This window comes from Paenibacillus liaoningensis (assembly GCF_059609455.1).
In genome coordinates this window covers 375364-402108 of record NZ_JCAALU010000004.1, presented here as the reverse complement: position 1 = coordinate 402108, position 26745 = coordinate 375364, and the positions used below count along the sequence as shown (strand labels likewise).

17 protein-coding genes are annotated in these 26745 nt (G+C 47.9%); 2 read left to right on the top strand and 15 right to left on the bottom strand.

Going from position 1 to position 26745, the window contains the following annotated elements; genetic code table 11:
* Positions 1-212 precede the first annotated feature (212 nt).
* A complete protein-coding gene (locus tag AC6B99_RS07870) occupies positions 213-2222 on the bottom strand; it encodes an ABC transporter substrate-binding protein (RefSeq protein WP_496663131.1) in 2010 nt (669 codons plus the stop codon).
* A 388-nt stretch (positions 2223-2610) separates the two neighbouring features.
* Between AC6B99_RS07870 and AC6B99_RS07865 the strand changes: the two genes are divergently transcribed.
* Together AC6B99_RS07865 and AC6B99_RS07860 are read left to right on the top strand one after the other, a co-directional pair.
* Positions 2611-3540, top strand: a complete 930-nt coding sequence (locus AC6B99_RS07865) for a tyrosine-type recombinase/integrase (RefSeq protein ID WP_327204954.1) — start codon at positions 2611-2613, stop codon at positions 3538-3540.
* A gap of 43 nt (positions 3541-3583) precedes the next feature.
* Positions 3584-4582 (top strand): ATP-binding protein, encoded by a 999-nt coding sequence (locus AC6B99_RS07860; RefSeq protein ID WP_056041718.1) that lies wholly within the window; start codon positions 3584-3586, stop codon positions 4580-4582.
* A gap of 5 nt (positions 4583-4587) precedes the next feature.
* Here the strand turns inward: AC6B99_RS07860 and AC6B99_RS07855 are convergent, their stop codons facing one another.
* From AC6B99_RS07855 to nikB, 14 genes are all read right to left on the bottom strand, one after another.
* A complete protein-coding gene (locus tag AC6B99_RS07855; protein ID WP_494861828.1) occupies positions 4588-7089 on the bottom strand; it encodes a tetratricopeptide repeat protein in 2502 nt (833 codons plus the stop codon).
* A 412-nt stretch (positions 7090-7501) separates the two neighbouring features.
* On the bottom strand, positions 7502-10276 hold the full coding sequence (locus AC6B99_RS07850) for an alpha-mannosidase (RefSeq protein ID WP_496663130.1): 2775 nt from the start codon (positions 10274-10276) through the stop codon (positions 7502-7504).
* Entirely contained in the window at positions 10276-13572 is a 3297-nt protein-coding gene (locus AC6B99_RS07845) for a beta-galactosidase (RefSeq protein WP_496663129.1), read from the bottom strand. The genes AC6B99_RS07850 and AC6B99_RS07845 overlap by 1 nt, the downstream gene beginning before the upstream one ends.
* Positions 13569-14888, bottom strand: coding sequence for a glycoside hydrolase family 125 protein (locus AC6B99_RS07840; protein ID WP_056041726.1), 1320 nt, complete (start codon positions 14886-14888; stop codon positions 13569-13571). Before AC6B99_RS07840 ends, AC6B99_RS07845 begins: the two co-directional genes overlap by 4 nt.
* Before the next feature lie 27 nt (positions 14889-14915).
* Complete coding sequence (locus AC6B99_RS07835; RefSeq protein ID WP_056041728.1) at positions 14916-15833, bottom strand: carbohydrate ABC transporter permease; 918 nt, start codon at positions 15831-15833, stop codon at positions 14916-14918.
* 71 nt (positions 15834-15904) lie between these two features.
* A complete protein-coding gene (locus AC6B99_RS07830) occupies positions 15905-16813 on the bottom strand; it encodes an ABC transporter permease (protein WP_056042068.1) in 909 nt (302 codons plus the stop codon).
* 108 nt (positions 16814-16921) lie between these two features.
* Positions 16922-18397: an ABC transporter substrate-binding protein gene (locus AC6B99_RS07825; RefSeq protein WP_056041730.1), complete on the bottom strand. Its 1476-nt coding sequence runs from the start codon at positions 18395-18397 to the stop codon at positions 16922-16924.
* Positions 18398-18524: 127 nt separating this feature from the next.
* Positions 18525-20051, bottom strand: coding sequence for a response regulator transcription factor (locus AC6B99_RS07820; RefSeq protein WP_056041732.1), 1527 nt, complete (start codon positions 20049-20051; stop codon positions 18525-18527).
* Complete coding sequence (locus AC6B99_RS07815; RefSeq protein WP_056041734.1) at positions 20044-21864, bottom strand: sensor histidine kinase; 1821 nt, start codon at positions 21862-21864, stop codon at positions 20044-20046. Before AC6B99_RS07815 ends, AC6B99_RS07820 begins: the two co-directional genes overlap by 8 nt.
* A 514-nt stretch (positions 21865-22378) precedes the next feature.
* The gene (locus tag AC6B99_RS07810; RefSeq protein ID WP_056041735.1) at positions 22379-23080 is read right to left on the bottom strand and encodes a class I SAM-dependent methyltransferase; all 702 of its coding nucleotides are present in this window, start codon (positions 23078-23080) and stop codon (positions 22379-22381) included.
* Between the two features lie 72 nt (positions 23081-23152).
* On the bottom strand, positions 23153-23923 hold the full coding sequence (locus AC6B99_RS07805) for an ATP-binding cassette domain-containing protein (protein ID WP_494861842.1): 771 nt from the start codon (positions 23921-23923) through the stop codon (positions 23153-23155).
* Positions 23916-24983, bottom strand: a complete 1068-nt coding sequence (locus AC6B99_RS07800; RefSeq protein ID WP_494861844.1) for an oligopeptide/dipeptide ABC transporter ATP-binding protein — start codon at positions 24981-24983, stop codon at positions 23916-23918. Before AC6B99_RS07800 ends, AC6B99_RS07805 begins: the two co-directional genes overlap by 8 nt.
* A gap of 5 nt (positions 24984-24988) precedes the next feature.
* Complete coding sequence (locus AC6B99_RS07795; protein ID WP_496663128.1) at positions 24989-25807, bottom strand: ABC transporter permease; 819 nt, start codon at positions 25805-25807, stop codon at positions 24989-24991.
* Positions 25804-26745, bottom strand: a complete 942-nt coding sequence (nikB, locus tag AC6B99_RS07790; RefSeq protein ID WP_056041740.1) for a nickel ABC transporter permease — start codon at positions 26743-26745, stop codon at positions 25804-25806. Before nikB ends, AC6B99_RS07795 begins: the two co-directional genes overlap by 4 nt.

Genomic DNA, 26745 nt, shown 5'->3' with positions numbered 1-26745 from the left:
ATCATTATCGAGGTCAATGGAACTTAAATAAGCTGCCGCCTGCACGATACAGACAGCAGCTTGAAGTGGCCTAACCTTTTTTTAATTGTCCTTTACAAGGGGTACATTTTACTTTGGGGAAGATACCTTCTTTTTTTCGAAATGAAAGGGTCATCATCTGTTAATTATTTTTACCGCCATCCATTGGCAATCGATTAAGCTGAAACGCTTAATTACTTTTGAGCTGCTCCGTTCACTTGTGTTCGGTTGTTTTCCCCAGCAGCAGAAGTCAGGCTATCGACAATAATCGGCAGCATGGCTTCCAGTGTGATAGGATCGTTAAAGGCTGCAGAATCTTTGTCAAGATAAAACACCCGATTATTTTTAATTGCAGGAAGCCCCTTCCACAAATCACTATCATACATAGGGCTTGTATCAGCGGTTCCGGTCGCATCCGGTGATGTAAAGATATAGTCGCCAGCAAACTCAGACAGCTTCTCAAGCGATATTTCCGCCCAACCAAGCTTTAGATCGAATGCTGGAGGGGCCTGCAGCCCGAATTCATCATATAAAATTTCTGTTCCCCTGCCATAGCCTTCACCATAGACATACACACTTTTATCATACTGGCTGAGGACAGATACGGTTTGGTCACCGACTGCCTTTATAACCTGTGGTTTATATTCGGCAATTTTTTGTTCCCAAGCATCGACCCATTGTTGGGCTTTATCGATACGATTCGTTAATTTACCGAATTCAAGCAATTGCTCTTTATAGTTTTTCTTACCGTATTCTATCGTTACGACTGGCGCGATTTTACTCATGTCTTCCAGTTTATCTGTACCTTTAATAGCAATGATAAGATCTGGATTTAAGGTGATAATCTTCTCAACATCAAAAGCAGCCGGAGATCCAATATCCTCTACATCGTCGATCTGTCCTTTATAATAAGGATTTCCCATCGTCATTGTTGGTGCTCCAACCGGATTAATGCCAAGCGCCATGAAATATCCAACGTAGGCATGGGTCAAAACAACTATTCTTTGCGGGTTTCGGGGGATCTCGACCTCGCCATCTGCACCTGTGTACGTTACCGTTGCTGAAGCTGTCGAGTTCTGATTTGTGTCCACCTGTCCATTGTTACCACTAACTGCTGCGCTCGAGGCTGAACCAGAATTTGCAACAGAGTTGGTACTGTTCACTGACCCTGAGCATGCGCTTAGAAGTAGAGTAAAACTAAGCAGCAAAGTTAAGGCGGTTGATTGTTTTCTGTTTCTGATCAATTCAAAAGCTCCCTTGTTTGTATATTGATAATGGTTATCACTGCGCTTATTAATATACCGTTTAAGCTTATGAGGAACAATGGATGATTTAAGCATGAGGGATGGATTATGCTGCTTAGTATTCAAATCAAGATAGGTTTGACGATAGTGAACAGGAGATTGTCCGGTTTGTTTTTTGAAGATGCGGCTAAAATAATACACATCCGTATAGCCGATGTTTAAGGCTATTTCTTGCAGCGTTGCTTCTGTACTTTCAAGCAGGCTTTTGGCTCTGGTAATCCGCAAGCGAATCATATATTCAATGGGGCTGCATGCCGTGCGCTGCTTGAACATTCGCGATAAATGGCTGGGACTGCAATCCAGCATCGATGCCAGCAATTCCATCGTCAACGGCTCAGTATAATGGTCATGCAAATATTTTAGCAATTGCTCAGCCGGGTCTGCCCGAATGATTCGAACATCCTGTTCGCGCAGTTGGCTTACAAGCTCATATACGAATTGATAAAACAATGTCCTTGCATGCAGCAGCTCAAGATCACCGGGCGTCAGCCACTCTTGGGCCGTTCGCTCCAGCTTCTCATACAACGACAATGGATACAAAGGAGCATAACCATATTGAATCTGCAAAGGATTTCCTGCGGTCATGATACTGCGAATTTCAGGGTTTGCCTGTGGCGGAAACCAGGCTTTGTACAATATAAGATAATATTCGAACCGCCCTTCCTTTGGCTGTATGTTCAGGCACATTCCTTTGCCGCCATGCAGCACAAACATGCCGCTCACGGCATAATCCACATCATCAAGCGTAATTTGTGCTGAACCGCGAATAGCAAAAAGAAACCCGTTGGCAGGCAGCAGATATGACCTAAGCTCACCGTCACTGGTTATATTTATATGTCTGACATCCATCAGCTTAACTGAAGCAGACGTCCAAATTAACATATGTTCGTTTAATTTCATTCCGTCACCACCCGTTGCTGTTACGTCGATGATTTTTCGACTTCTCCCTATATACTACTGATAACGATTCTTATGTGCAATGATATTAATGAGATACCACTAGCGTCCGCCAAAAACGATAGCACCTCCTACCCATGCTGCCCTCTAGCCAGAGATATTCTCTTTTTCGTCCACCTTGGATCGTCAAGCTATACAAGCTTTAAACGAATATACAAAAAGGCATTTCCCTAGTGAAAGCTTCTGGGGAGATACCTTTTTTTCAGGAGGAATTTATTTTACTTGCTCTGCTAAATTTCCGATTTGAGCGATACATTCCTATGGCTAAACGACAGAAGGCTATGCGGGGTGTTACAATAGCAAAATCGACAACTAGCGGAGGAATGCAACTTTGAACGTCACCGATCTATCTGCCTATGCACAATCTTATTTGCAGCAAATTAAGATGGAACGCAATTTAACCGACAAAACGATAAAGGCCTATTATTATGATCTAAGCGACCTCATTAAATGGATTAGCGATTCCGCCCAAGGCGATATCGAGCCCCAGCATGTCAATTCGTATTTCCAATCGTTGCAGGCTAAGCAAATGAAAGAAACGAGCATTAAACGTAAGCATTTTACCATAAAAGCTTTTATCAAATATTTGACTACACAAGGTGTTGTCTTTGAATTACCTAGTGCCATTGGCAGATCCAGCTTCAAGCTTTCAAAGCGGATTCCCAAAACTTTAACGATAGCAGATGTGACTACCTTACTACAAACGACAGAGAAAGAAATGCTAAATCCACGCACTAATTATCGCAAAATTATGAGCAGCCGCAATTCCGCCATTATAGAGCTCCTATTTGCCACAGGAATACGCATTGGGGAGCTAGTTGGCATTCAGCTTGAGGATCTTAATCTTCAAGAGCAAACGCTGCTGATTTACGGCAAAGGCCGAAAAGAACGCCTGCTCTACATAGCAAGCCATGAGGTGATTCATAAGCTGGAGCGCTGGCTATCGCTTCGGTCACAGCTGGAACCTAAAGCAAAAGCTTTTTTCATTAACAAATACGGCAATGCTTTATCCATCTATGCGATTGAGGATATTTTTTATAAGTACAGGGATATAGCGAAAATCAATGAAAAAGCAACACCGCATTACTTGCGTCATACGTTTGCTACTCACTTGCTCAATAACGGCGCCGATTTGCGCTCCGTCCAAGAAATACTCGGCCATTCCAGCGTCAGCACCACCGAAATCTACACCGAAGTCTCCATCGAACGAAAAAAACAAGTGCTAACTAAATATAACCCAAGAAACAGCCTTGAAATCTGAGAAAAAACCTCCTAATAACTATAAATTATTTGGAGGTTTTGTTGTGTTTCAAATCGAACTAGTTTGTGATTTTAGAGAATCATTTCCTTCGAAATTCGTTGATGGTGTAGAAGTTTTTAATGATCATCCAAAAAAAGACAGTGTACTTGAAATACTTGATGCCATTAATGAGATAGGGTACCCTTGTAATATTTTCGGTGGAGTTCCTGAACTACTAAAAGCTAGTCAAAACAATAATCGTTATGAAGATAAAATATTTATTAATCTTTCTGATGGACTCAATCAATCCTACAGTCGAGTTCAGGTACCCATGTTGTGTGAGATCCTAAAAGTAAAATATAGTGGTTCTCCTCCCTTTGTAGCAGCCCTTATGAACAATAAACATTACTCAAAGCTTGCATTAAATGAGCTTGATGTCCTTATTCCAGCCGGTTTTCTCATAAATAAACATACCCAATTGAAGGCTGAGCTTTTTAAGCGCTTGAATTTTCCAATTATAGTAAAACCTAATACAGAAGGTTCCTCTCTAGGCATCACTTTAAAAAGTGTTTGCGATACTATTGAAGAAGCGCACTTGCAAATCGAAAATTTGTTAGCAGAATTTGAAGAGGTTCTTATAGAAGAATATATTGCCGGATATGACGTTACTAATCTAGTTATAGGTAATAAAAATGATATCAAATTAAATGAAGTTATTGTCATTCAATCACATCAGGGACTTATTAATTATAGAGAAGTATTTGGAATATATGAAAAAGCTAATAAGCTGTCCACACGCTTAATTGGAGAGGAAGTATTTTCTTCTGAACAAGTCACAAAAATTCAATTAACGTCTGAAAAAATTGCTGCACATATTGGTGCTATAGATATTTGTAGAATTGATTATCGTGTTACAGATTCAGGTGATATATACTTCCTAGAAATTAATTCAGTTCCAAGGATTAGTACAAGCAGTGAAGTTGGTTTTATTTGCAGTAAAAGAAACATTTCCTTTAAAGATGTCTTACAATATTATATAGAATCAGTTTTAAGCAGGTTCTAAAAACTTCAATCATGTGTAAATGTAATAAACCAAGGTTCAAAAATAGCTTCTGCACAATATGTACCCCCAGTTTCACTGGTAGTGTTTATACCAGCAAAGTGGGGGGACAATTCTTTAATGAGTTGATTCGCTCTATAAGCTGTAGACGTGTTTTTCGCATATGCGTAACCCATTTCAATACATTCCTTAGCCAGATCAATTTTGCCTAACTGTTTATTTATAATCGCCAAGTTTATGCATATCTTTCTTATGATAGTAGAATCTATAACATTTCCTGATTTGATTATTTCATAGAGCTTATCGGTCTCTGTCCCAGCCTTTTCATATTCTTTCTCTTGGCTGTAACAAACAGCTAAATGAGTTTTTATAGTCAACTCGGCGTACCTTGAATTGTTCCAGAATTTTGCTTTGTTCAAATACTTAATTGCTTCAGCATATTTTCCTTTTACCATTGAGCAAATAGCAAGATTGTTTAACGGGTATGATATTTCGTGAATTTTGATTGGCGAAAGCAACTCAATTGACTTGTTAAAAGCATCACAAGCTTCCTTAGATTTGTTTTGTTTGAACCATTCAAAACCCTTATTGTTTTGTATAAATGCTTTCTCAACGCTATCTTGATTAAGTTCAGCAATCTTCTCAGCAGCCTCTAAAAAATCAATAGCTTTATTGCCGCTATAGAAGTTTATACATGTTCTTAATAAATAACCAGTTGCTCTACTCTGCATACGCTCTTCTGTTAAGTTTAATGCTATGTCATTAAATATTTTCAAGGCGCCTTCCCGACCATCGGGCGTCTCTAGTAATGCTAGTTGCTTCATGTTTAGTGACATGATTTCCTTTTCTTGTTCCCCTTCAGCATTATTTAAAGCTTGCTGAAAATAATTAATTGCTACTTGTTTATTCATCAGCATGTTTTCAGTCTTTCCATAAAAATAATAATAATTGTAACGAAGTTTTATTTCTAGAGATTCTGCATCTATGAAATTAAATATATCTTTTGCATCAGCATATTTACCATTTTCATAATAACAAGTAGCAATTTCAAGTAAGTTCTCACTCGTAAAGTTTCTAAAATGGGCTTTTAGTCTGTCAAATATTAATATAGCATCGTTAAACTGGTTATTTTGAAACCTGCTTAAACCATAATTAAGATTTATCTCCTCCCAATTGCTTACTTCGCCCCTAAATGCATGCCATGCAATTAGATAGCTAATATCGTCATTCGATAAATTATTTTCCGTCAAAAATACAACATTCGTTTCTAAGAAATTATATAAATGGAAATTCACTAGAGGTTGGTAAATAGGACTCTCTAATCGCATTATCAATGCTCGATAAATTAAATCATGTTCTATTCGCACTTTTTTCACATTATTTTCAATTGAGATATTAATAATTTTAGTGTTGCTTAATTTTTCTAAAGACATCAAAAAATCTATATGTGTTATTTCACTCATTTTAAACAGTTTTTCGTTCAGAAAGCGTGTAATTTCCTCTAACACGTTAGTATTAATTATTTTTCCAAACCCAAGAATCCCTCTTAAGATCATCTTTTCTACTTCTGATAGCTTATCTACATCAAGAGATGTAGTTTTCTTTGATATAATTTCTTTGAATTTTTCAGCTACAATTCTTGCATTATTTTTCTCTACGGACCCTGTAATGCCGTCATGATAATATAAGTTGCGTAGTGTTGACCGTAATTTTTCCGGTGAACCTTCACATGCAGAAAAAAGAGCGGATAGATCTTCATCATCAGTATGATTTAAATCAAAAATATGAAGCAGTATCTCATTAAAATATTCTTGATTAGTGAACGGATTTATTTTTAAATGTTCAAGTTTAATTTTCTCAATAAGTATTTTGGAAATATCAGTTCTTTCATTGAATTTTTCGTTTGTTGTGGTGAGCAGGAAGCAAATTTTAGAATTACCTATGTATGAACCAAGCAATTCTGAAATAATTTCTAATGACTTACTATCACAATTCGTAAAGTTATCAATGTATATAATCATGTTTCCATCAGAGAGGATATGATTAATATAATTTTGTATTACTATAAATCCTGATTGATGTTTTTGTTTTTCGCTTTCAACAAATGCAATAGTTTTATCAAAAACAAAATTCAACAAACCATCTATATCTACTTCTATTCCTTTTGTTTTAAAAAATATACTAATAACATTTTTTGTAATATCAAGGGCGGAAGTGTAATTGTTTTTGATAAAATCCTTAAAGGACATCTTTGTGCTCTCTTGGAGTAAACTTAATAATTGTTTAAGACAGTTAATATTTTGGTCTGCACTAGACAGATCAAGCCGAATTATTTTTTGATTCGATACTTGCTTTAAAGTATGTTCAATCAAATAGGATTTTCCTACTCCGCTAGGTCCAGAAAGCCACATTACATTTGAGGATAATTCATGATTATAAAAAGATTTTAGTTTTTCTTGTTCTAATTTTCTATTTACAAATTTAAAATTGAAAAACTTTGTGTTATCCAAATAAACACCCCTTAAACAATGTTTTCAAAACTCAAAACCTCCAAATAATTTATAGTTATTAGGAGGTAATCAGCCCGACTGCCTCCTCCTTCTCAACCTGTTAAAGTTAAAAGTAGTGAATTCGGCCTAACTACACCCCATATGTTACAACTAACGACAAAATTTACTCTTTATTCCTAGATTATAAGTCACATTTCTTCAATTGTTTGTCGTTTTATGTCGTATCATAAAAATATTCCTTATGAACGTAATCTGCTATTTCCACTCCTTCTCAACCTATCTCATTCTTCTTCGAAAAAACTCATCCAAACTAATAGTTTTCTCAAAACAGCACAAAAAGGCCCTTATGCCTCAACACTACAGGCAATAAGGGCCTTCCTTCTAATCTTTTTGAATCCTAATGTCTGATTTGTTACAGCTTAAACCCAACCGTCACAATCTCACAAGGACCAACCGCCAAGGCTGCCCCCTGCTCTGCGCTCACTTCAATCGCTTCCCCTACGCGCTCCAGCACATCGCTCTTATAAAGCTGCTTGAACGCATCAGCATTGCCGCCGCCAAAGCCCGTATCCGACAAGCTCAGCTCTGCCGCCTGCTGCTTCATATTAAACCAGCGCAGCACAGCATCGCCGGACTGCTGGCTTACTTTCAGCGAGGAGAATGCCACGCCTTCGCCTTCCCAAGCAAGCAATCCGCCAACTGGTGCAAGTACGCCTGCATGAACCGCTGTCTGGCTTACCGTCCAAGGCACTTGGAACTGGTACGCCTGCGCGTAAGCACCTGATGAAGCGCCATCGCCGTTATGCGGAATGATCGACAAACGGAAGCTTTGCTCGCCTAGGCACTGTGCTTCTGGTGTAGGGAATACGCCCCAGTCGCCAAGCTCGGATACCGAACGAAGCAGCGTAACTGCAATCGTATTGCGGCCATCGCGCAGCACTTCGTATTCGTTCAAGCCAAGGTTCGCTACAACAAGTCCGCCCTGCTCGCCGCTCACATCAACAAAAGCTTGCTGATGCTGCGTATTGCTCGGATTTTCCCATTCTGCCGAAGGCTCATTGTCACGCACAGCTACTTCAAAAATCGAGTCCACATGATGAACCGCTGTCTCTACATCAGTCGGGAACAATACGCGCACGCGATGATCCTTCGCCTGATTATTGAACGAAGCTTGTAAGTCTAGGCTTCTGGAGCTGCTGGAAAGCGCAATAACCGTCTTAATCGTCAACGGTACCATGTCCGCAACACGCTGTGCTTTGCGCTCAGGGTAATAAACAGCTTCCTGCTTCTCAATTTCAAACGTTTCATCGGCAGAAGCCGGAACCGCCCATTCATGTACAATTTCATAAGCTGTACTGTAAGCACTTTGCTCCACCAGACGAATCGCTGCTTTCACGCCTTGCGTCGTAATCGCCTGCTCGCCATCCGGCTGCTTGTACATATATTCATTGCCGATATCGCCTGTGTTCTCATAGACGCCAAGACCGCGATACACTTGACCGCTCTGCTTGTCCGTCAAATCGAACGAACCATCTTCACCGATGGCGACATGCAGCCATTCATTTTCCAGCACGGCCGAATCCGCACTCTGAGCCGCTGCAACCGCAGTCGCTTCGCTCGCTGGCGCTGCATCAGCTCCAGCGCCATTGCGCACCCATGCGTAAGACGACAGTCCAAGCGCCGGCACGTTCACCGCATCAAACGTCAGCTTAACTCGGCGGCACATATAAGGCTGGCGGAATTTGTCATCCGGCAAATCATAGCCAAATTGCAGCCCCAAATCCTGCACAGAGCAAGCAACTGCTGCGCCGTTATGGTCTACAAGAACTCTGCCTGAAATATCTACGGCATTCATCCGGCGGTTAACCTCTGGAAGCGGCAAGCCTTCACGGAAGTACAGACGCTCAACATCAAGCTCAATTTCAACAACGCCGCTGCGATCCCAGCCTGTCGTGTTATAAACAACGAACGGCAGCGCAGCTTCGCCATAAGAAGCGAATACCGATGTATCCACCGCTTCGGCAATTGCCTGCGTACTATCCGCAACAATCGTTTCAGCAACATGGCGGCTCTTGTCAAAACGAGTGACCATCTCGCGGTGCACCTCATCCACACTGCAGCCGCAAATGCTGTCATGCGGATGGTTTTGCATTAGCGTTTTCCAAGCATACGTAAACAGATGATGCGGGTATTCCTGTCCAAGCTTATGCGCAATCGTCGCAAGCGGCTCCGCTACCTTTTCGAGCATAGCCTGGCCGAGCTGATTCATTTGCTTCAAATAAACACGCGCCGAAGCCGTGTTCACAAGCGTAGACCAGCCATCTGTACGTTGGCTGCGCAGCTCGCCCTTCACGACCGAAAGCTCGCGATCTAGACCGCTGTTTACCGCTGCCAAATAATCTTCAAAATTGGAGTGGATAAAATCCGTATCCGGGTACAGCTTTCTTGCGGTCGCCAGCGCCGCGGACAGATCCTGCTGAATAGGCTGATGATCACAGCCGTTCATGAACAGCAGCTCGCCAGTAGCCGCATACTTCTCGGCTTCCTCCAGCTTTTTGTCCCAATAGATTTTCGCCTCTTGCTCGTCTACCGGAACCTCCATGCCGTTGCAATACCAGTTGGCAAAAAGAATACCCAGCACGCGCGAGCCGTCAGGACCTTCCCATTGCAGCTCGGAGAACGAGGACTCATAGCCCGTATCCGCTACTGTATTGTTAAAGCCCGTCGGCTTCACGCCTCTGCCAAATACCGCATTATCAATGCCTGCTTGACGCAAAATTTGCGGAGCCTGGCCGATGTTGCCGAAGGTATCCGGGAAATAGCCGACCTTCGCAATGATGCCGTAACGGCTCGCATCCTGATGGCCGAGCTGCAAATTGCGCAAGTTCGCTTCGCTGCTCGTCAGGAAGGCATCCTGCAAAATGTACCAAGGGCCGATCGGAATACGTCCTTCTTTAATATATTTTTCAAGGCGTTCCCGATTTTCCGGGCGTACCTGCAAATAATCTTCGAGAATGATCGTCTGGCCGTCCAAATAAAAGCTTTTGAAATCGGGGTCCGTATCCAGCGTATGAAGCAGCGTATCCATCAGTTTAACGAGGAGCACATGATGCTTCTCATACGGCAAATACCATTCGCGATCCCAATGTGTGTGGGAAATAATGTGGGCCTTTCTTTTAGAAGCCATTACTGCGCACCTCTTCTTTCTTCATGTTGATCGGGCAGCGAAACCGCTACCTCTACTTGATGCGGGCGATAGACGGCGAGCAGCTTACCGCTTGCATCCGTTGCGAACAGCACAGAGCGTTCCTTTTCCAGTGAAAAAGCGTACCGCCCCTCCGTCGCCGGGTCTTGCACTTCAATCCTCGCATCGAATCCAGATTCGGATACGAATACGAATAGCGCGCCGCTCTTAAATGTAAGCTTGCGCCCATAAACGCCAGGCAGCTGGCCGCCTTGCAGCCAATTCAGCTCCTGCTCGCAGCCTGCCGAGTCAAGCGCATAGCGATACAGCTCCTTAATCGGCTCCGTTCGCTCGTTCAGCTCCAGCGGCAGCGGACTCCATAACAAGCGTCCCTTGCCTACGGCCAGCTCAACCAGTTGGTCGCCATCATTTGCTGCTCGATGAACAGCGGAAGCATCACCGGCAGCCGCTTCACTCGAAGCAGCACTGCTAATCGGAACCTCTTTCCATACTTCGGCTATCCGGCGATTGCCATATGAAACAGGAAAAGTGGCTTCGCCAATACGCAGCTGTTCCTCGCGCTGCACATTGCGCAGCTCCGCCCTGCCAAGCAGCCCAGAGCAGCGATCGCTCGCTTTCCAGTAAGCGTCCAAGCTTATTGGTCCCATCCATAATAACGTAACGCCCGCTCGCTCTACAAGTGCAATAAGGCGACCAAATGCGGCATCCTCCAAGTTATGCGCACTCGGCACAATGAGCAGCTTCGGCGGATTCGCCTCCAGCTCCTGCAGATGATATTCCGAAGCGCCGCGGAATGGCGTATTCAGCTCATAAGCAAGGACCCGCGTCGCGCGCGTTGTCGCATCAAACGCCAGCTTCCGATTGGAGAAGTCGTTGGAATACGGGAACAATACCGCCGTATCCTCCAGCTGGCGATCCACGAATAAATCTCGAATTTGCTCCATAAAGCTGCCAAAATCATACGATACATCCGCTTCCGGCTTTTCCGTTCCATCCGCCCGCAGCGCGCCGATATGCGATTCATTGGCATTGTCCATATAGAAGTTCGTATTCCAAATCCACTGTACGGCCCCAGCGCCGCCTGTCGCAAAAGCATACGCATATTTGCGCTCCAGCAGGCTGTGAAGCTCAGCTTCCGAACGCTTCGCTCTGCCATCTGGCGTCTCCACATACATAATGCCGGTTTCCTGCACCACATTCGGTTTGTTCGCTGTTTTTGCAAACAAGCTGTCCCACACGAGATTGTCGTTGAGCCACCAGGAGTGAACTGTCGTATAATCAGCGGCTTCCTCGTAGAAAAATGGCGAAGGACGCTGTGCGCCAAGCGCCTCATCCTGGCCGACCGTTACCATATGGTTCGGACATTCGTCTTTGATCGCCTCATACAATTGCTTCGCCCAGCGATTGTGCATGTCCATCGAGAACAGCACATAATCGAGCCAGCGCGTGCCATTTTTCCCTTGGTGCATGTCCTGCACATCGAAGTTGATTTCTTCCGGCTCCGGCGGCACAGCCGCTTCATAGCTAGGCAGCTGCTCCGGGGACATATTCCACTGCTCTTGGAGCCGTGCAAGCGATCCATGACGCTTTTTCAGCCAAGCGGTATAAGCCTTCTGTTCAAAAGGGTCGCGCGCTGAACGAGGTCCATTCGAGAAAATGCGCGGCGGATCAAACATCGATGGCTCATTGATCAAATCCCAGTCGACATTCATCGTCTGCTTGTGGCGGGAAACGATAGCACGCACGAAGCGCTTCTGCGCCTCGACGCTGCGCGGATCGAGATAAGGGTTTAACCCTTCCCACGTTTCCGGCGTAAAGGAGAAGAAGGTAAAGGTTACCTGCAAGTCATGACGTTTTGCCGTCAGCAGAAAAGCATCAATCGAACGCAGCGCCTCTTCTGACGCATGGCCATCCACCTGCATCACATTGCGGTACGCGGTCCAAATGCCCGTGCGAATCCAGTTGATGCCCGCTTTGCGCATTTGCGCCATGTCGCGGTCCCATACTGAAGCATTCGGCAAAAACAGAAATTTCCGCGCCACGTCCGACGTCATATACGTCATGCCGACTACAGGCAGCGGACGCCCATCCTTCTGAAAATAATCCCGTCCGCTCGTCACCGGGCTTCCCTGAGCGAGCAGCTTCTGGTCAAAGCCCCAGAAGCCTTGGCGCAAAATCCGCACCTCGCCCAAAGTCGATTCTGCTCGGCATACAACCCTATAGTAGCCGCTTTGCAGCTCAAGCGGCACGGGCAGCCTTAAAATCTGCTGCTGCTTGCCCGCCTTCTGCTGCAAGCGGTATGCCCATTTCTGCTGCGAGTTTTCATGCTCGACCGTTATAGCAAAATCCCACTCCGCGGCTGGGTACAAGTCATTCTGGCCAACTCTAGCCGTTCGCCGCCCTAGAGCAGCCTCATTTTCAGCTGACTGGAGCTTTGTCTCCTCATATGCCGAAACCTCACCACACTCAAGCTCGCGGCGAAGCTGCTGCACCTGCAGCGTCAGCATCGCTCGTTCGCCCGGCTCGAAAGAAGCATAGTTCGGCTTCAGCCACAGCTCCGTTACGCCAGCGGCGCAAAAAGCGGCCCAGCGTCCAAGCTCGACTGCTCCGCCTTCCAGCCAGAACGCATTCGTCAGCGGCTGGTTAATGAACAGCCAGCGTGCGCCTGCGAAAGCTCCCTTCGTGTTCTCCCACAGCACGACAGGCGCTGCTACCTCGCGCCCTGTGGCGGAAATGCCTTTCAGCAGCGGATAAATATGCGCGTCCATTGGCCCGGCAGAGCCCATTTGATGCGGCAAATCGCTGCTTTTCGTTACATGCGGCACCAGATTCCAAGTTGGCGTCACGCTAAACAGCGCTTCCTTGCCTGCGAGCAGCGGAAGATCCTCCGCTGCTGCAAGCGCAGCTATCGGAGCAGCGGCCACTGGCAGCATTTCATGAATATGAAGCTCGCGGTGATAGGCTGTCTGCTCCGACTCTACCTGCCACTCGCCTGCCTCGCTGCGGCGAACGGGGCGCTTAAACGGCGCGCCGCCCAAGCTGATCAAGCTGCCGCCGCGCCGCAAATAGCCGATAATCGCGCTCCATGCTTGTTTTGGAAAATAAGGGGCATGCATATTAATGAAGCAGCCTTCTTTCGCAGTATCAAGCGCATCCGCAAGCTCGTCTGCCCGGACAACGCGGCCTGCTCCTGCGAGCAGACCATCTAATTGGGCAGAAGGTTCCGAGGCTATCGGAAAGGTCGGATCATAAAAAATGATGGCATGGTGCTTGCTCATAGCAGTCCATCCTTCATCGCCCGATAAACGAGCTGCGAGAACAAGCTGTTCGACCAAGCGAACCATTTCCGGGTGAAGATGGCTGGATCGTCCGAATGGAAGCCTTCATGCATAAAGCCGGTATCGGCATCAGTTGCTTCCAGCATGGCGATCATGGCCAGCTTTTCCTCGTCGTTATCCGCAGTAATGCCCTGCATCGAAAGCGCCATATGCCAAATATAGCCTGGCGGCGTATGCGGGCTTCCGATGCCTTTGGCGATTTTTCCTTCATAATAAAAAGGATTTTCTTTGCTCAGCGCGAATTTGCGCGTGTTTTGGTAAATTGGATCATCAGCGGTCGTGTAGCCCAAATAAGTAATCGAGAGCAAGCCCGGCGTTCCAGCGTCATCCATCAAGCAATAGTTGCCGAAGCCGTCCGTTTCATAAGCATAAATAGGGCCAAACTCCGGGTGACGGTAAATGCCATACAGCTGAATGCCATGCTCGACATCATCTTCAAGCTGCTTGAGCTCCTTCACAAAAGCCATATCGCGGAATACCCACTCGGCCATCTCTCTCATCTGCCGCAGCGTCACAACCGCGAACATGTTCGCCGGAATGTTGTAGTGGAAGTCGCAAGCGTCGTCGCTTGGGCGGAAGCCCGACCAGATCATTCCGGTATAATTGACCGGCATGCCCATTCCGCTATTGCGCAGCGAATCGGTAGGAATGCCATTGTCCCTTACAAAACGGTAAGGGGAAAGCTCGAAGTGGCGCTGCTCGGTTTTCCAAAGCTCCACAATGCGGCGCATCGCTGCCTTAAAGCCGGAGTCAAAAATATCGGTCTGCTCTGTCTCTTTCCAGTACGCATAAGCTAGGCGCATCGAGAAGCAGATCGAATCCAGCTCGAACTTGCGCTCCCATACCCAAGGCGACATGTCCGTCTCATCCGTCGTATTCCAGTGCCAGTCATTGGCCGACTCATTAAAGGCATTCGCATAGGGATCAATTTGAATATTGGCCATATGGCGCTTGATCAAGCCGCTAATGATACGCTGCAGCTCAACATCATTTTTCGCCAGCGGCACATAATGAATGACCTGCTCGACCGAGTCGCGCAGCCACATCGCGGGAATATCTCCCGTAATGATGAAGGTTGTGCCATCATCCATTTTTTTCGTCGTCGTTTCCAGTGTGTTAGGAAAGCAGTTTTTGAACAGCTGAAGCAGCTTCGGGCGGTGCGCCAGCTTCTGCTCTGCTTCTTCCAATACCTGCTGAACCGCTTGCGGCAGAGCAAGCTCTGGCAGCGGGATTTTTGGCAATCTGAATTGTTCCATGGTGGGTGTAGCTCCTTTGACTATTATTTATTCCTTCACAGCGCCTACCGTCAAACCTTGAATGAAATAACGTTGGAAAAACGGATAAGCGAATACGATCGGTCCGGTTGCCAGCACAACCATCGCCATCCGCGATGTATCCTGTGGCATCGATTGCAGAACGCCTACGCTTAGCGATGCGTTTTGTGAGTTTTTCATAATAAACTGCATGCTGTTCTCAATCCGCATCAGCATCGATTGTAGCGGCACCAAATTTGGCGAATCAATGTACAGGAGCGCATTAAACCAGTCATTCCAATAGCCTAGTGTACAGAACAGGCCAATGGTCGCAAGACCTGGCAGCGATAATGGCAGAACAAGGCGGAAGAAAATGCCGAACTCGCCAGCGCCGTCGATTTTGCCTGATTCAATAATCGCATCCGGCACCATCGTCGAGAAAAATGTCCGCAAAATCATAATATAAAAGGCATTAACCGCAAGCGGTAAAATGAGTGCCCACAACGAATCCTTCAGCCCCAGCAGCTGCGTCATGACGATATAAGTAGGTACAAGGCCGCCATTAAACAGCATTGTGAAGAAAGCAAAGAAGGCGAAAAAGTTGCGATACTTAAAGTTGCGCCGCGATATTGCATAAGCGAACAAAGCGGAGCATACGACACCGATAATCGTGCCTACAATTGTAATCGTAATCGTCACGCCATAGGAGCGGAGAAGTTGGTCGCCTGCCTTGAATAAATAGCGGTAAGCTTCCACACTCCATTTCTCCGGAATAATCTGATAGCCATTGCTTGCCAGCGTCGCCTCATCCGTGAAGGAAATAATCGTCACGAACAGGAAAGGAAATACGCATAACAAGGCAAAAATGCCAGCCACGGCATGAAAAATAAAATTCCACGCTGGCGAGAGCTTATGAAAATCACGGCTCTTAATCGTTCCAACAGACACAGCCGTTTCCCCCTTTTGTTTTGGACTTCTGTTCCTAGAAAATTGGTTAAGCAAGGTTGCTGACGTCCATCCTAAAACAATGCGTTGTCTTTATTAAACTTGCGTACAATGCCATTGGATGTAATAACAAGAATGAAGCCGATAATCGACTGGTACAAGCCTGCAGCCGTCGTCATGCCAATTTCTCCCGTCGACTTAAGCCCGCGGTAAACATAAGTGTCGATAACGTTCGTCACGCTGTAGAGCGTACCCGAATCGCGCGGCACTTGGAAAAAGAGGCCAAAATCGGCATAGAAAATTTTCCCGATCGCCAGCAGCGTCAGAATGGTCATAAGCGGCATCAGCATCGGAAGCGTCACATTGCGAATTTGCTGCCATTTGTTGGCGCCGTCAATCATCGCCGCTTCATAAAGCGATTTGTCGATTCCCATAATGGCTGCCAAATAGATGACGCTGTTATAGCCGACCGATTTCCATAGGAAGACGACGACAATCATAACCGGCCAATAACCCGGGCTCGAATACCAGTTTACCGGGTCCATGCCCAGCATCTCGGCGATTTGGTTGAACACCCCTCTGTCCAAGCTCAGAAAGCTGTAGACGAAGTAGCCCACGATTACCCACGATAGAAAATAAGGCAAAAACATGCCCGTTTGATAAAGCTTGGCGAGCCGCTTGTTCGTAATTTCGGCAAGCATAATCGCCATCGCTACCGCAATGACAAGGCCCAGTACAATAAACACGACATTGTACAGCACCGTATTGCGGGTAATGATATAGGCGTCATTCGTACTAAACAAAAACTTGAAGTTTTGAAAGCCTACCCATTTGCTCTCGATAATGCTGGACAGAAAGCCGTTACGGCTGTAGCGGTATTCCTTGAAGGCAATAATCATGCCCGCCATCGGCAGGTAGGAAAATAGAATAAACCAGGCTGTAGCTGGAAGCACCATTAGCAGCATAGCGGTATTTTTGTTCATATCCTTGAAAAAACGTCCTATAGCTCCCACTTTCTTCACCTCTTCGCAGTCGGATTAATGAGAGAAGGCATGAAGCGAATACGATCCATTCGCCCCACGCCTTCCGCTTTACTTGCCGTTCGCGGCTCTCCACTCATCAAGCTGGCGCTGCGCTTCCTCAATAATTTTATCCAGGCCTGCCGCTTTAAACTTCTCATTGGCACGCGGCAAATATACTTCAGGGTCAACCGTACCAGTCATTAGAGCTGCCCAGTACTCTTCTTTTACGTTTTGTACGGAAGCAATTTCGGTTGTCACCTTTGATGTATCAAAGTTGAAGCCAAGCAGCGGGGCTACTGTACCCGCATCATTAAATTTCTTGAACTCTTCCCATTTGTTCGTCGGATCTGTCGTATTCAAATACGTAATCATCAGATTGCCGAGCGAGAAGGTTGGCATATCGTAGTTTTTCGACTCGTCCAGATTGTCCATGACGGTGTCGCTCACTTTTTTGTAATGCACGCCTTCAATACCGGAATCGATCATATTGCGCAGGACAGGGTCCGTATTAAGCAGGTTTAGAAACTCCATCGCTTTTTCTGGGTAAGCCGAGTTAGCCGAAATAGCTTGCATCGAGCCCATAACCGACCAGTTGTAAATGAGCGCATCGCTCGCTGGTGTCGATACTACCGGGTAGCCGTAGCTCGCCGACCACAGATTGTCCGCGAACGGCTGCGAAGTGGCACGGTCTGCAAACCATTTGCCCGTCGTTTGCGCATCCGTCATGGAATCCATCGTTGCAGCTTCCGTCGGGATGTAGCCTGCTTTGTAATATTTGTGCATCGTGCCGAGAATTTGCTTCATCTCTGGCGTGTCGAGCACGTTTACGATTTTGTAATCTGTCGTGTCCAGGGCAACCGCCATTGGCAGCTTCTCAATAATGTAGTCGTATTTCACATACGGCATTTGGTTCTTATCTACCGCAAGCGCGTATACGTCTGGTTCATTTTCTTTAATCGTTTTCAGCAGCGGCTCCAGGCTTTCCAGCGTATACACGCCAGACATGTCCAGCTTGTACTTGTCGAGCAGCTGTTTATTGAAGCGCCATACTTCCTGTGCTGGCAATTCTTTATTGGCAGGGATGCCATAATTGTGGCCATCTACCTTTGAGCCTTCTAGGAAAGCTGGGTCCAATGCGCTAACGATGCCTTGGCCTTTTTCCTTGAGCAAATCGTCGATTTGCAGGAATGCGCCTTTTCTCGCATTTTGCACATAATCGAATGCCCATGACGCTGTGAACATAATGTCAACCGGATCGCCGGACGCTGTCATGACTTGCAGCTTCTGAGCGTAATCGCCCCAGTCCACCATGTTCATTTTAATTGTAACGCCAATTTTCTCAGCCGTGTATTTGCTCACCTCGGCCATAACTTTATCTACATCTTTTTGCGGCGTACCAATGGTGTACCAGATAAGTTCAACCGGTTTTTCAGCTGTTCCCTCTTCACCGCTGCTTTCATTTTTACTTCCGCAAGCGCCAAGCACAAGCGATGCAACCATCAGCAAGGCAAGCAGCGGCATAAATCTTTTTCTCTTGTTACTCATTTTGTTTCCTCCCCAATCTATGTTCTGTACTCTATGTTTTAAATTAACGGATGCGGCTATTTTCATATAGACCACAAACTAAAGGTATGATGTACAAATTAAAGAAAAAAACTACTCCATCCAGCGATTAGAGTAGTCCTTTGTATTCCGTCGGGGAAATTCCGACGTATTTCTTAAATTGTTTGTAGAAATAGCCTGTCTCCCAATAACCGACGGTTGCTGCAATTTCCTGCACCTTGAGCTGCGTCTCCTTCAGCAGCTGCTGGGCTTTGCCAATACGGTATTTATTAATATATTCGGTGAACGTTTCATTCGTCTCCTTCTGGAACAGATGTCCGAGGTAAACCGGATGAATATTATATTGCTGGCTCAGCAGCTTAAGCGACAACGGCTGGGCGTAATGCTCATGCACCTCGCTCAGCACCAGTTGAATGACCGGGCTTTTCACATCCTTCAGCAGCGATTCCACCGTCAAAGTCGCCGCTTCCTTCACAACCGCCATCAGTCCGTCAATCGAAGGAAGCTGCATAATTTTCGTAAAGCCCGCCTCATAAAGCTCCGGCTGATCAGCTTGCTTGATTTCCTTGAGCTCCATCTTGAAGCGGATCATCAGCTCAATTGCCATGCTTTGCATAAAAGCAGGGGTAATGCCATCCCTAACGTGGCAGCGTTCGAATTCGGCCTCAATGGCTTCATGCAGCTTCTCTACATCCCTTGCCTTAATCAGCTTCGCAAAGGTTGGCCAATCGAGCGGTGCAGCGGCCTCATTCACCGTCCCTGGCGGTCCTGCCTGCACAAGCAAATCGTAATCCAATATTTCAGGGTCATCATATAGCAGAAAATATTCCTGCGCTTTCTTCGCATTCGCATAGCTGCGCGGTGCTTCTTCCCCCATCGGTTCAGCGCTGCCGATGGAGAGGCGCATGGCGCTTTGCGCCAGCTTCGGCTGCATGCCGCGCAGCTTCTCTATCGCCTCGCGCTTGCCCGCCTCTGGCTCATCGAGCATAAATACGATGACCAGATCGCCATCGATATCGACAAACGGCAGCATCGATGGGTCTTGCACAGCCAATCGCTCAGCCGCTTCATAGGCTGGCGAGCCTGTCTCCTCCGTCCGTACTACAGCGGTTACCACATAGGGCCGGTCGAGACTGAGCTGCAATAACTCCATTCTCTCCTGCAGCTCACTGGGCGCAATGCGTCCCGTCAACCAGCGGTACAATATATTATCGCGCAATATACGAATATCGTATTCGCTGAACAACCGATCCGCCTTGCTTGCATTCAGCTTGTCAATCGTGCCCGCGAGCGTTTCCTGCAGCTCGTCGAGATTAATTGGCTTGAGCAAATAGTTCTCAACGCCAAGCTTGAGACCCTCTTTTATATAATCGAATTCGTTATAACCGCTTAATATAATAACTTTAAGATCCGGGCGAAATTTACGCGCTTCCCGAATGAGAGCGAGGCCATCCATCGTAGGCATCGAAATATCTGTCAGCAAGATGTCTGCGGGCAGATCCATTAAAGCCGCCAGTGCCTCCTGGCCATTTTCCGCGCTGCCGACGATTTCCAGGCCAAAGGCCGACCAGTCAATGATGTCATATAGTCCATCAATAATGAACGGTTCATCATCCACAATGAATACTCTATACATGCTCTGCCTCCTTGTCATAGGGAAAGGACAGCGTGACCGTCGTCCCCTCTCCTTCTTTGCTGTCGATATCGAGCCCGTATTCGCTTCCGTAGAGCAATTGCAGCCGCTCATGCACGCTTCTAAGCCCGAAAGAGCCGCCTCCGGCTTCCTCTGGCAGCGCCAGCCTTTGCCTGATTTCCTCCAGGCGCTTGCTGCTGATGCCGCTGCCGTTATCGGCAATCGTCACCCAAATCCGCTCCTCCTTGCGCCGCACATCCAATTGAACTTCATTGTCCATGCTGCGCGGCCGCAGGCCATGTACGACATAATTTTCAATAAGCGGCTGGAGCGCCATCCGCATCACCTGTCTGTCGCCGAGCCCCTCCTCGCAGCTGATGGCAAAGGAAAGCCTGTCCTTATAGCGAATGCGAAACAGCTCCAAATAAAGGCGCGCCGTTTCCAGCTCATCCTTTAAGGTGTTGCTCCCCTTCGGCTGCACAAAGCTCTTGAACAGCACCGACAAGCTGTAAATCATCTCTCCTACATCCTTCGCCCCTTGCGAGACGGCCCGCATGCGAATAACCTCCAGCGTATTATATAGAAAATGCGGATTGACCCGCGCCTGCAAAGCCGCAAGCTCCGTATGCTTTTGCTTGATTTCCGCCTTGTACACCGTGTCGATATGGCGGCTCAGCTCATCGAGCATATCATTGAAGCTGCGCGAAATTTGCCCCAGCTCATCGCCCCGGTCATCCTGGATGCGCGCGGTCAGCTCGCCGCTTTCCACCTTGCGCATGAAGCGAATAATTTTATTCGTCCGTTTGGCAAAATTGACGACGGCTAGCGTCGGCACCAGCAGTACGACGGCAATGCAAAGCGCGCTGATCAGCATAATCATCTGCTTCAGCCCGTGGGCCGCTGCAGCGACCTCTGCCTTCGGCGCTACACCGACGACGATAAAGCCCGCCTGATTTTGCGTCAGCGTCGTGACATAAGACTCCTGCTCCAGCATCGCCGTTCCATAGAGCGTGTCCAGCTTATCCATATAGGGATATATTTTTCCATAGTAGGTATCCGAGGAATCAAACAGCACTTCCCCAGCCGGGTTCAGCACAACAATGTAGCCTTTAAGCTGGCCCTCATAATTTTTCAGCGCCTGCCTAATTTGATCCGATTTATAGTAGACGAGCAATTGGCCTAGCCCCTTCAGCGTCTGCTTGTCATTAATCGGGAGCCGAAAGGCATACAGCTCGGGATCACTTTGCTCAATGGCGCGCCGCACCCAAATATTTGGAACGGACACACGGGTGTCTTCCTGTGCCATCGCATCGGGAATATAGGAGCGCGAGGCGTTGGACGAAATCAGCCTCGTGACATGATTTTTCTTATACACATATAAAAACTGCCGATTGGAGCTGTACAGCAGCAAATTTTCAATATCCGGGTCGTCCTCCAGCTTATTATCAAAATAGTCGAGCCCTTTCGGCAAACTCGTACTTGTCTCATCGATATTTTGGTCGAGCCTGAATTTCATATAGTCATCGAAGGGATTTTGCAAAAAATAAGATAAATTCAGCGACAGCGGCTCATTGCGGTATACATCCACCATCATGGACTGGACAGAATCATATTTGCGGGTCATATAGCTGTTTACGCTGTCCATCGCTTTTTTCTGGTTTTCCAGCTCATTGCGGACGATCGATTGCGACATAAAATCATACATAAAATAAGCGAAGGTGACAATCGTCCCCGTCGTAATCAAAACAAACAGCAAAATCATTTTCATAAACAGATTATTTCTGACGTATTGGTCGTACAGCCGTTGCAGCTTCAATAGCAGGCTCCCTCCTTGCGCAGCACTTGAGGAGCCTGCACATGCATTATAAGTTATTACTATACTCTGAGTTGCAAGAAATCGACAAGTACCCGGGTGTAAAACGGAATAGATGCTTTCGTACAAGCGTAAACGGCTGTCGCCGTCCTCTGGCGGCAAAGCTACGTTTCGCGTAGAAATATAGAGAAAGGATGAGAAAATCATATCCTTTCCTATATTTCAAGCGTAAACGGCTGTCGCCGTCCTCTAGCGGCAAAGCTAACGTTTCGCGTAGAAATATAGAGAAAGGATGAGAAAATCATATCCTTTCCTATATTTCAAGCGTAAACGGCTGTCGCCGTCCTCTGGCGGCAAAGCTACCGTTTCGCTGTGAAATATAAGCCCATTCCATTATAAGGGTGAAACTTATAATTTCTTATATTTTAAAAAAAGCAGCAGATGCTAGCGATATTCGCTCACATGCTACTGCTTTTTCAACTTGTACTCTATGGTATAGTATGCAATGTCTGGTGCGCTACGTATCCCAGGAAATCAGGGCAACATCATGAATCGCCCCGCTTTTGCGCTGCACAGCGAACGTGTCCATTTGATGGGCGATTTCCATTTCCTGCAAAACATCGCAAATCACCTGTGCGCGGCTGCGTTCCAGCTGCTTTCCGCCATACATAGCCCGCAGCGGATGGGCAAAAGGCAGCCCGATCGACTGCACGAGATAGACGCGCCTCCTCGCAGTAAGATTCATCTGGGCAAGGCTCTCCTTCATATCGCGTATCCGGTAAAAGGCATTGGCGCTGAACAGCACATCACAAGCCAGCCCCGACGACTCTTCCCACTTCGCATGTATCGCCTCCGGCACAGCTTGCGCCAAACCAGACTGCTCCCAGCTTCTTGCCAGTATTTCATACATCGCCGCCGAAGGCTCCACGACAGTAAGCTTGCCCACATATGGAGCAAGCAGCTGCGTAAATCCGCCCGTTCCTGGGCCTACTTCAAGGAGTTCATCCTCGCTCCGCAAGCTTGCTATAACGGTGCCCATTAGCTCCGCCGTATACGGCGCAAGCGGATTGCGTTCATCATAAACAGGCGCATGCTGCTGCCAGTAGCTTTCTTCCTCGGCATCATTGCCGACGCGGGAATCGCTTTGGGCTGCCTGCTCCCAAGCGAGCGTCCAGTAGGCTGCGGGCGTCAAGCCAGCTTCGTTGTACCATTCCTTCATCCCACACACGTTCCTTTCCTTTTGCAAAATCTATATAAGTTGAACGATTGACTAGCATGAGGGCTATGGTCGTCACTGCGAGAAAGCTTGAAAAGCATTCACCAGCTGCTGCGTATAAGGATGCTGCGGGCGCTGCATTATACACTCGCTCTCATCAAGCTCAACGATACGTCCCTCTTTCATAACCGCAATTCGATCGCACATATGCCGCACCAGCGCCAAATCATGCGAAATAAACAAATAAGTCAGCCCATATTCCTTGCGAATGCGCTGGAGCAGCTGGGTAACCTGCGCCTGCACTGAAACGTCAAGCATCGACGTCGGCTCGTCCAGCACGAGAAACTTCGGCTCCAGCATCAAGGCCCGGGCAATGACGATTCGCTGAATTTGCCCGCCGCTTACCTGATGGGGATACCGCGTCAGCACCTCTGCCCGCAGCCCGACAACCTCCATTAGTTCAAGTGCCTTCTCCCTGGCTGCTGCCTTATTCATAAGTCGATGCAGCAGTACTGGCTCAAGCAGGCTTTCCAGCAGCGTCCGCCGGGGATTAAGCGCGGAGTGCGGATGCTGAAACATGATTTGCAGCTCACGGCGCAGCGGCCTCATCTGCTTCATGGAATACCCGCTTATATCGGTTCCTCTATATATAATACGGCCGCCATCAGCCGAAATCAGCTTTAGCAGCAGCCGCGCAAGCGTTGATTTTCCGCTGCCGCTCTCCCCAACTAGCCCAAGCGACTCGCCTTCAGCGATATGAAAGGTTGTTGGCTCCACCGCCTGATGACCTTTGCCTGTTAGCCAACTGCTGCGATACCGTTTGTGCAGCTCAATGATTTCAAGCATAAAGGAAGCACCTCGCTTTGTGCTGGGAGCCTGCTTGCGGGACGGCTGTATGCAGGGCGGTTGTATGCGGGGCTGCCGCTTGCTGACCCTCAGCCATGCCGCTTACTTGGTCAACTGCCTTATTCGTTATGACGGTGTGAGCTGCCTTGTACAAGTCAGGCTGCTCGGCTTTGCAGCGCGGCATCGCAAAACTGCAGCGCTCATAAAACTTGCAGCCAACAGGCTTATCCGTCAAACTTGGCGCTGTTCCAGCTATCGGTATCATTCCTCTGCTGGGCATAGATGCGATTAATCCGCGCGTATAAGGGTGCATCGGCTGTGCAAACAGCTCCTTCGCTGGTCCCTGCTCAATGATTTGACCGGCATACATGACGCCCACTTCATCGCAAAGCACCCGCGCTGCATCCAGATCATGCGTAATGAGCAGCAGCGCCGCACCTGTGCGCCTCGCCATATTGGCCAGCATTTCCGTCACCTGAACGCGGATTAAAGCATCAAGCCCTTTCGTCGGCTCATCGGCAATAAGCAAAGACGGGCTTCCGGCAAGTCCCATTGCCGCCAGCACACGCTGCTTCATTCCACCGCTCAGCTGAAAGGGATAGCGCCGCAGCTGCTGCTCGGCATCCGTCATATTCATGGCATGCAGCAGACCAGCAGCCTGCGCGTTAAGCTGCTTGTTCCCCGCTCTACCTGCATAAGCGCGAATCGCCTCGCGCAGCTGACTGCCCAGCGTCATCACCGGATTGAGCGAGCTTGCCGGATTTTGCGGGATGAGGGCGATTTCCCTCCCCCGTATTTGCCTCATTTCTTTTGGGCTCAGCTTTAGCAAATCCATGCCTTTATACAGGATGCTCCCACTGATAGAAGCCTGTGCGGGAAGCAGCCTCACTAGCGAAAGGCCCAGCACCGATTTGCCGCTCCCGGTCTCGCCAATCAGTCCAAAAATGCGGCCACGCTTCAGCTCAAGCGAGGCCCCATCTACCGCCTGCACCAGTCCTTCCCTTGTCTGAAAGGATGCATTAAGCTGCTTGATTACGATAAGCGTTTCGCTCAACTTCATTCCTCCTACAGCAGTGAATGCTCTTTCTCCGTCCGTGTATCCAGCTTATCCCGAAGGCCGTCACCCAGCCAGTTGATACATAGCGATACAGCGGCTATACAAAGACCGGGGGCGATCATTAGATGCGGAAAGCTGCGAAAATACGGCCGGGCATCATTCACCATCACTCCCCAATCTGCCGCTGGCGGCTGTAAGCCTAGACCGAGAAAGCTAAGCGAGGCGATAGATAGAATAACTCGCCCAATCCGAATGGTGAACAGCACGATAAGCGGCCCTAACAAATTTGGCAGCATATGCCTGACGATGATATACGCATGGCCCGCTCCTAAAGCACGGATGCCTTCCACGTAGCTTTCTTCGCGAATTTTCATAACCTCGCCGCGCACAACCCGAGAGAAATCCGCCCATGAGGTGAAGAGCAGCGCGACAAACAGGCTTTTCACCCCAGGACCGAGCGTACCTGCAATGGCCAGCATAAGGGCAAGACCCGGCAGCCCTTGAAAAATGCTAACGACAATTTGAATGGCTTCATCGGTCCAACCGCCAGCATAACCGCTAATGGTGCCCAGCAGCAGGCCAACGAGCATTGTAGCGAGCGTAACAGCGACCGCGAGCAAGATCGACACCCTTCCGCCATACAAAATGCGGCTCAGCACATCCCTTCCCAGCGTGTCCGTTCCTAGCCAATGTGCGGAGGACAACGGCGCAAGCCTTTCCGCCATATTAATCTGATTCGGGTCATAAGGAGCAAGCAGCGGTGCCAGCAAGCTGGCAAGCAGTACGAAGGCAAGCACGCCCGCGGCCACCCCGTAGGACATCTTCATCGCAGCTTCCCTCCCAGCCTGATTTGCGGATGAGCGAGCCCGTAACATAAATCTGTCGCCAAATTAAACAGCACGTAGATGAGACCGGTAAATACGACATAGCCCTGAATGACCGGATAATCTCTGCGAAAAATACCGTCCATCGCAAAGCGCCCGATGCCCGGTACCGCAAATATAACTTCCACGATGACGGAGCCGCCAACAATCGCTCCAAAATAACTGCCGATAACCGTGAGCAACGGAATACAAGCATTGCGCAGCGCATGCCGAAGCACAATAAAGCTCTCACGCAGCCCCTTCGCTCGGGCTGTCAGCATATAATCTTTATTCAGCTCCTCCAGCAGCGCCGCACGCGTCAGCCGCATCAATATGGCGCCTGTACCGGAAGCAAGCACCGCCGCTGGCATAAGCAAATGCTTCCAGGTGCCGTAGCCGCTAGTCGGGAGCAGCTGCAGCTTCTCCGACCATAAGGCAATGAGCATGATCGCCAGCCAAAATCCAGGAATGGAAACCAAAATCAGCGCAAGCGCCCTGCCGATATGATCGAACAGCCGATTGCGCCGGATCGCCATGAGCATGCCGGATGGCACTCCAAGCAGGACGGCGAACAGGACAGCTAGCAAAGATAGGCTTAATGTTGCTGGCAGGCGGCGCAGCAGCTCGCCGCTAACCGATTCCTTCGTCATATAAGACGTGCCAAGATCACCTTGCAGCGCCTTTGATAACCAATGGCCATACTGAATGAGCAGCGGATCATTCAGCCCCATCTCTTCTCTTTTCAAAGCAATTTGCTCTTCGGTCGGCTGGCTGAAGCCGTTCATGCTCAGCAGTTCGACAGCCGGATCACCCGGAGAAGCGACGCTTAAGGCAAAGGCTATAAACGTAATGCCAATCAGAACGGGAACCGCCGCCGCCAACCTCCGAATGAAATAGGCCAT

Coding starts and splice junctions, on each gene's coding strand:
- AC6B99_RS07870 (WP_496663131.1), bottom strand. CDS start 2,222: ATGAAATTAAACGAACATATGTTAATTTGGACGTCTGCTTCAGTTAAG.
- AC6B99_RS07850 (WP_496663130.1), bottom strand. CDS start 10,276: ATGGCTTCTAAAAGAAAGGCCCACATTATTTCCCACACACATTGGGAT.
- AC6B99_RS07845 (WP_496663129.1), bottom strand. CDS start 13,572: ATGAGCAAGCACCATGCCATCATTTTTTATGATCCGACCTTTCCGATA.
- AC6B99_RS07840 (WP_056041726.1), bottom strand. CDS start 14,888: ATGGAACAATTCAGATTGCCAAAAATCCCGCTGCCAGAGCTTGCTCTG.
- AC6B99_RS07830 (WP_056042068.1), bottom strand. CDS start 16,813: ATGAACAAAAATACCGCTATGCTGCTAATGGTGCTTCCAGCTACAGCC.
- AC6B99_RS07825 (WP_056041730.1), bottom strand. CDS start 18,397: ATGAGTAACAAGAGAAAAAGATTTATGCCGCTGCTTGCCTTGCTGATG.
- AC6B99_RS07820 (WP_056041732.1), bottom strand. CDS start 20,051: ATGTATAGAGTATTCATTGTGGATGATGAACCGTTCATTATTGATGGA.
- AC6B99_RS07810 (WP_056041735.1), bottom strand. CDS start 23,080: ATGAAGGAATGGTACAACGAAGCTGGCTTGACGCCCGCAGCCTACTGG.
- AC6B99_RS07805 (WP_494861842.1), bottom strand. CDS start 23,923: ATGCTTGAAATCATTGAGCTGCACAAACGGTATCGCAGCAGTTGGCTA.
- AC6B99_RS07800 (WP_494861844.1), bottom strand. CDS start 24,983: ATGAAGTTGAGCGAAACGCTTATCGTAATCAAGCAGCTTAATGCATCC.
- AC6B99_RS07795 (WP_496663128.1), bottom strand. CDS start 25,807: ATGAAGATGTCCTACGGGGTGGCCGCGGGCGTGCTTGCCTTCGTACTG.
- nikB (WP_056041740.1), bottom strand. CDS start 26,745: ATGGCCTATTTCATTCGGAGGTTGGCGGCGGCGGTTCCCGTTCTGATT.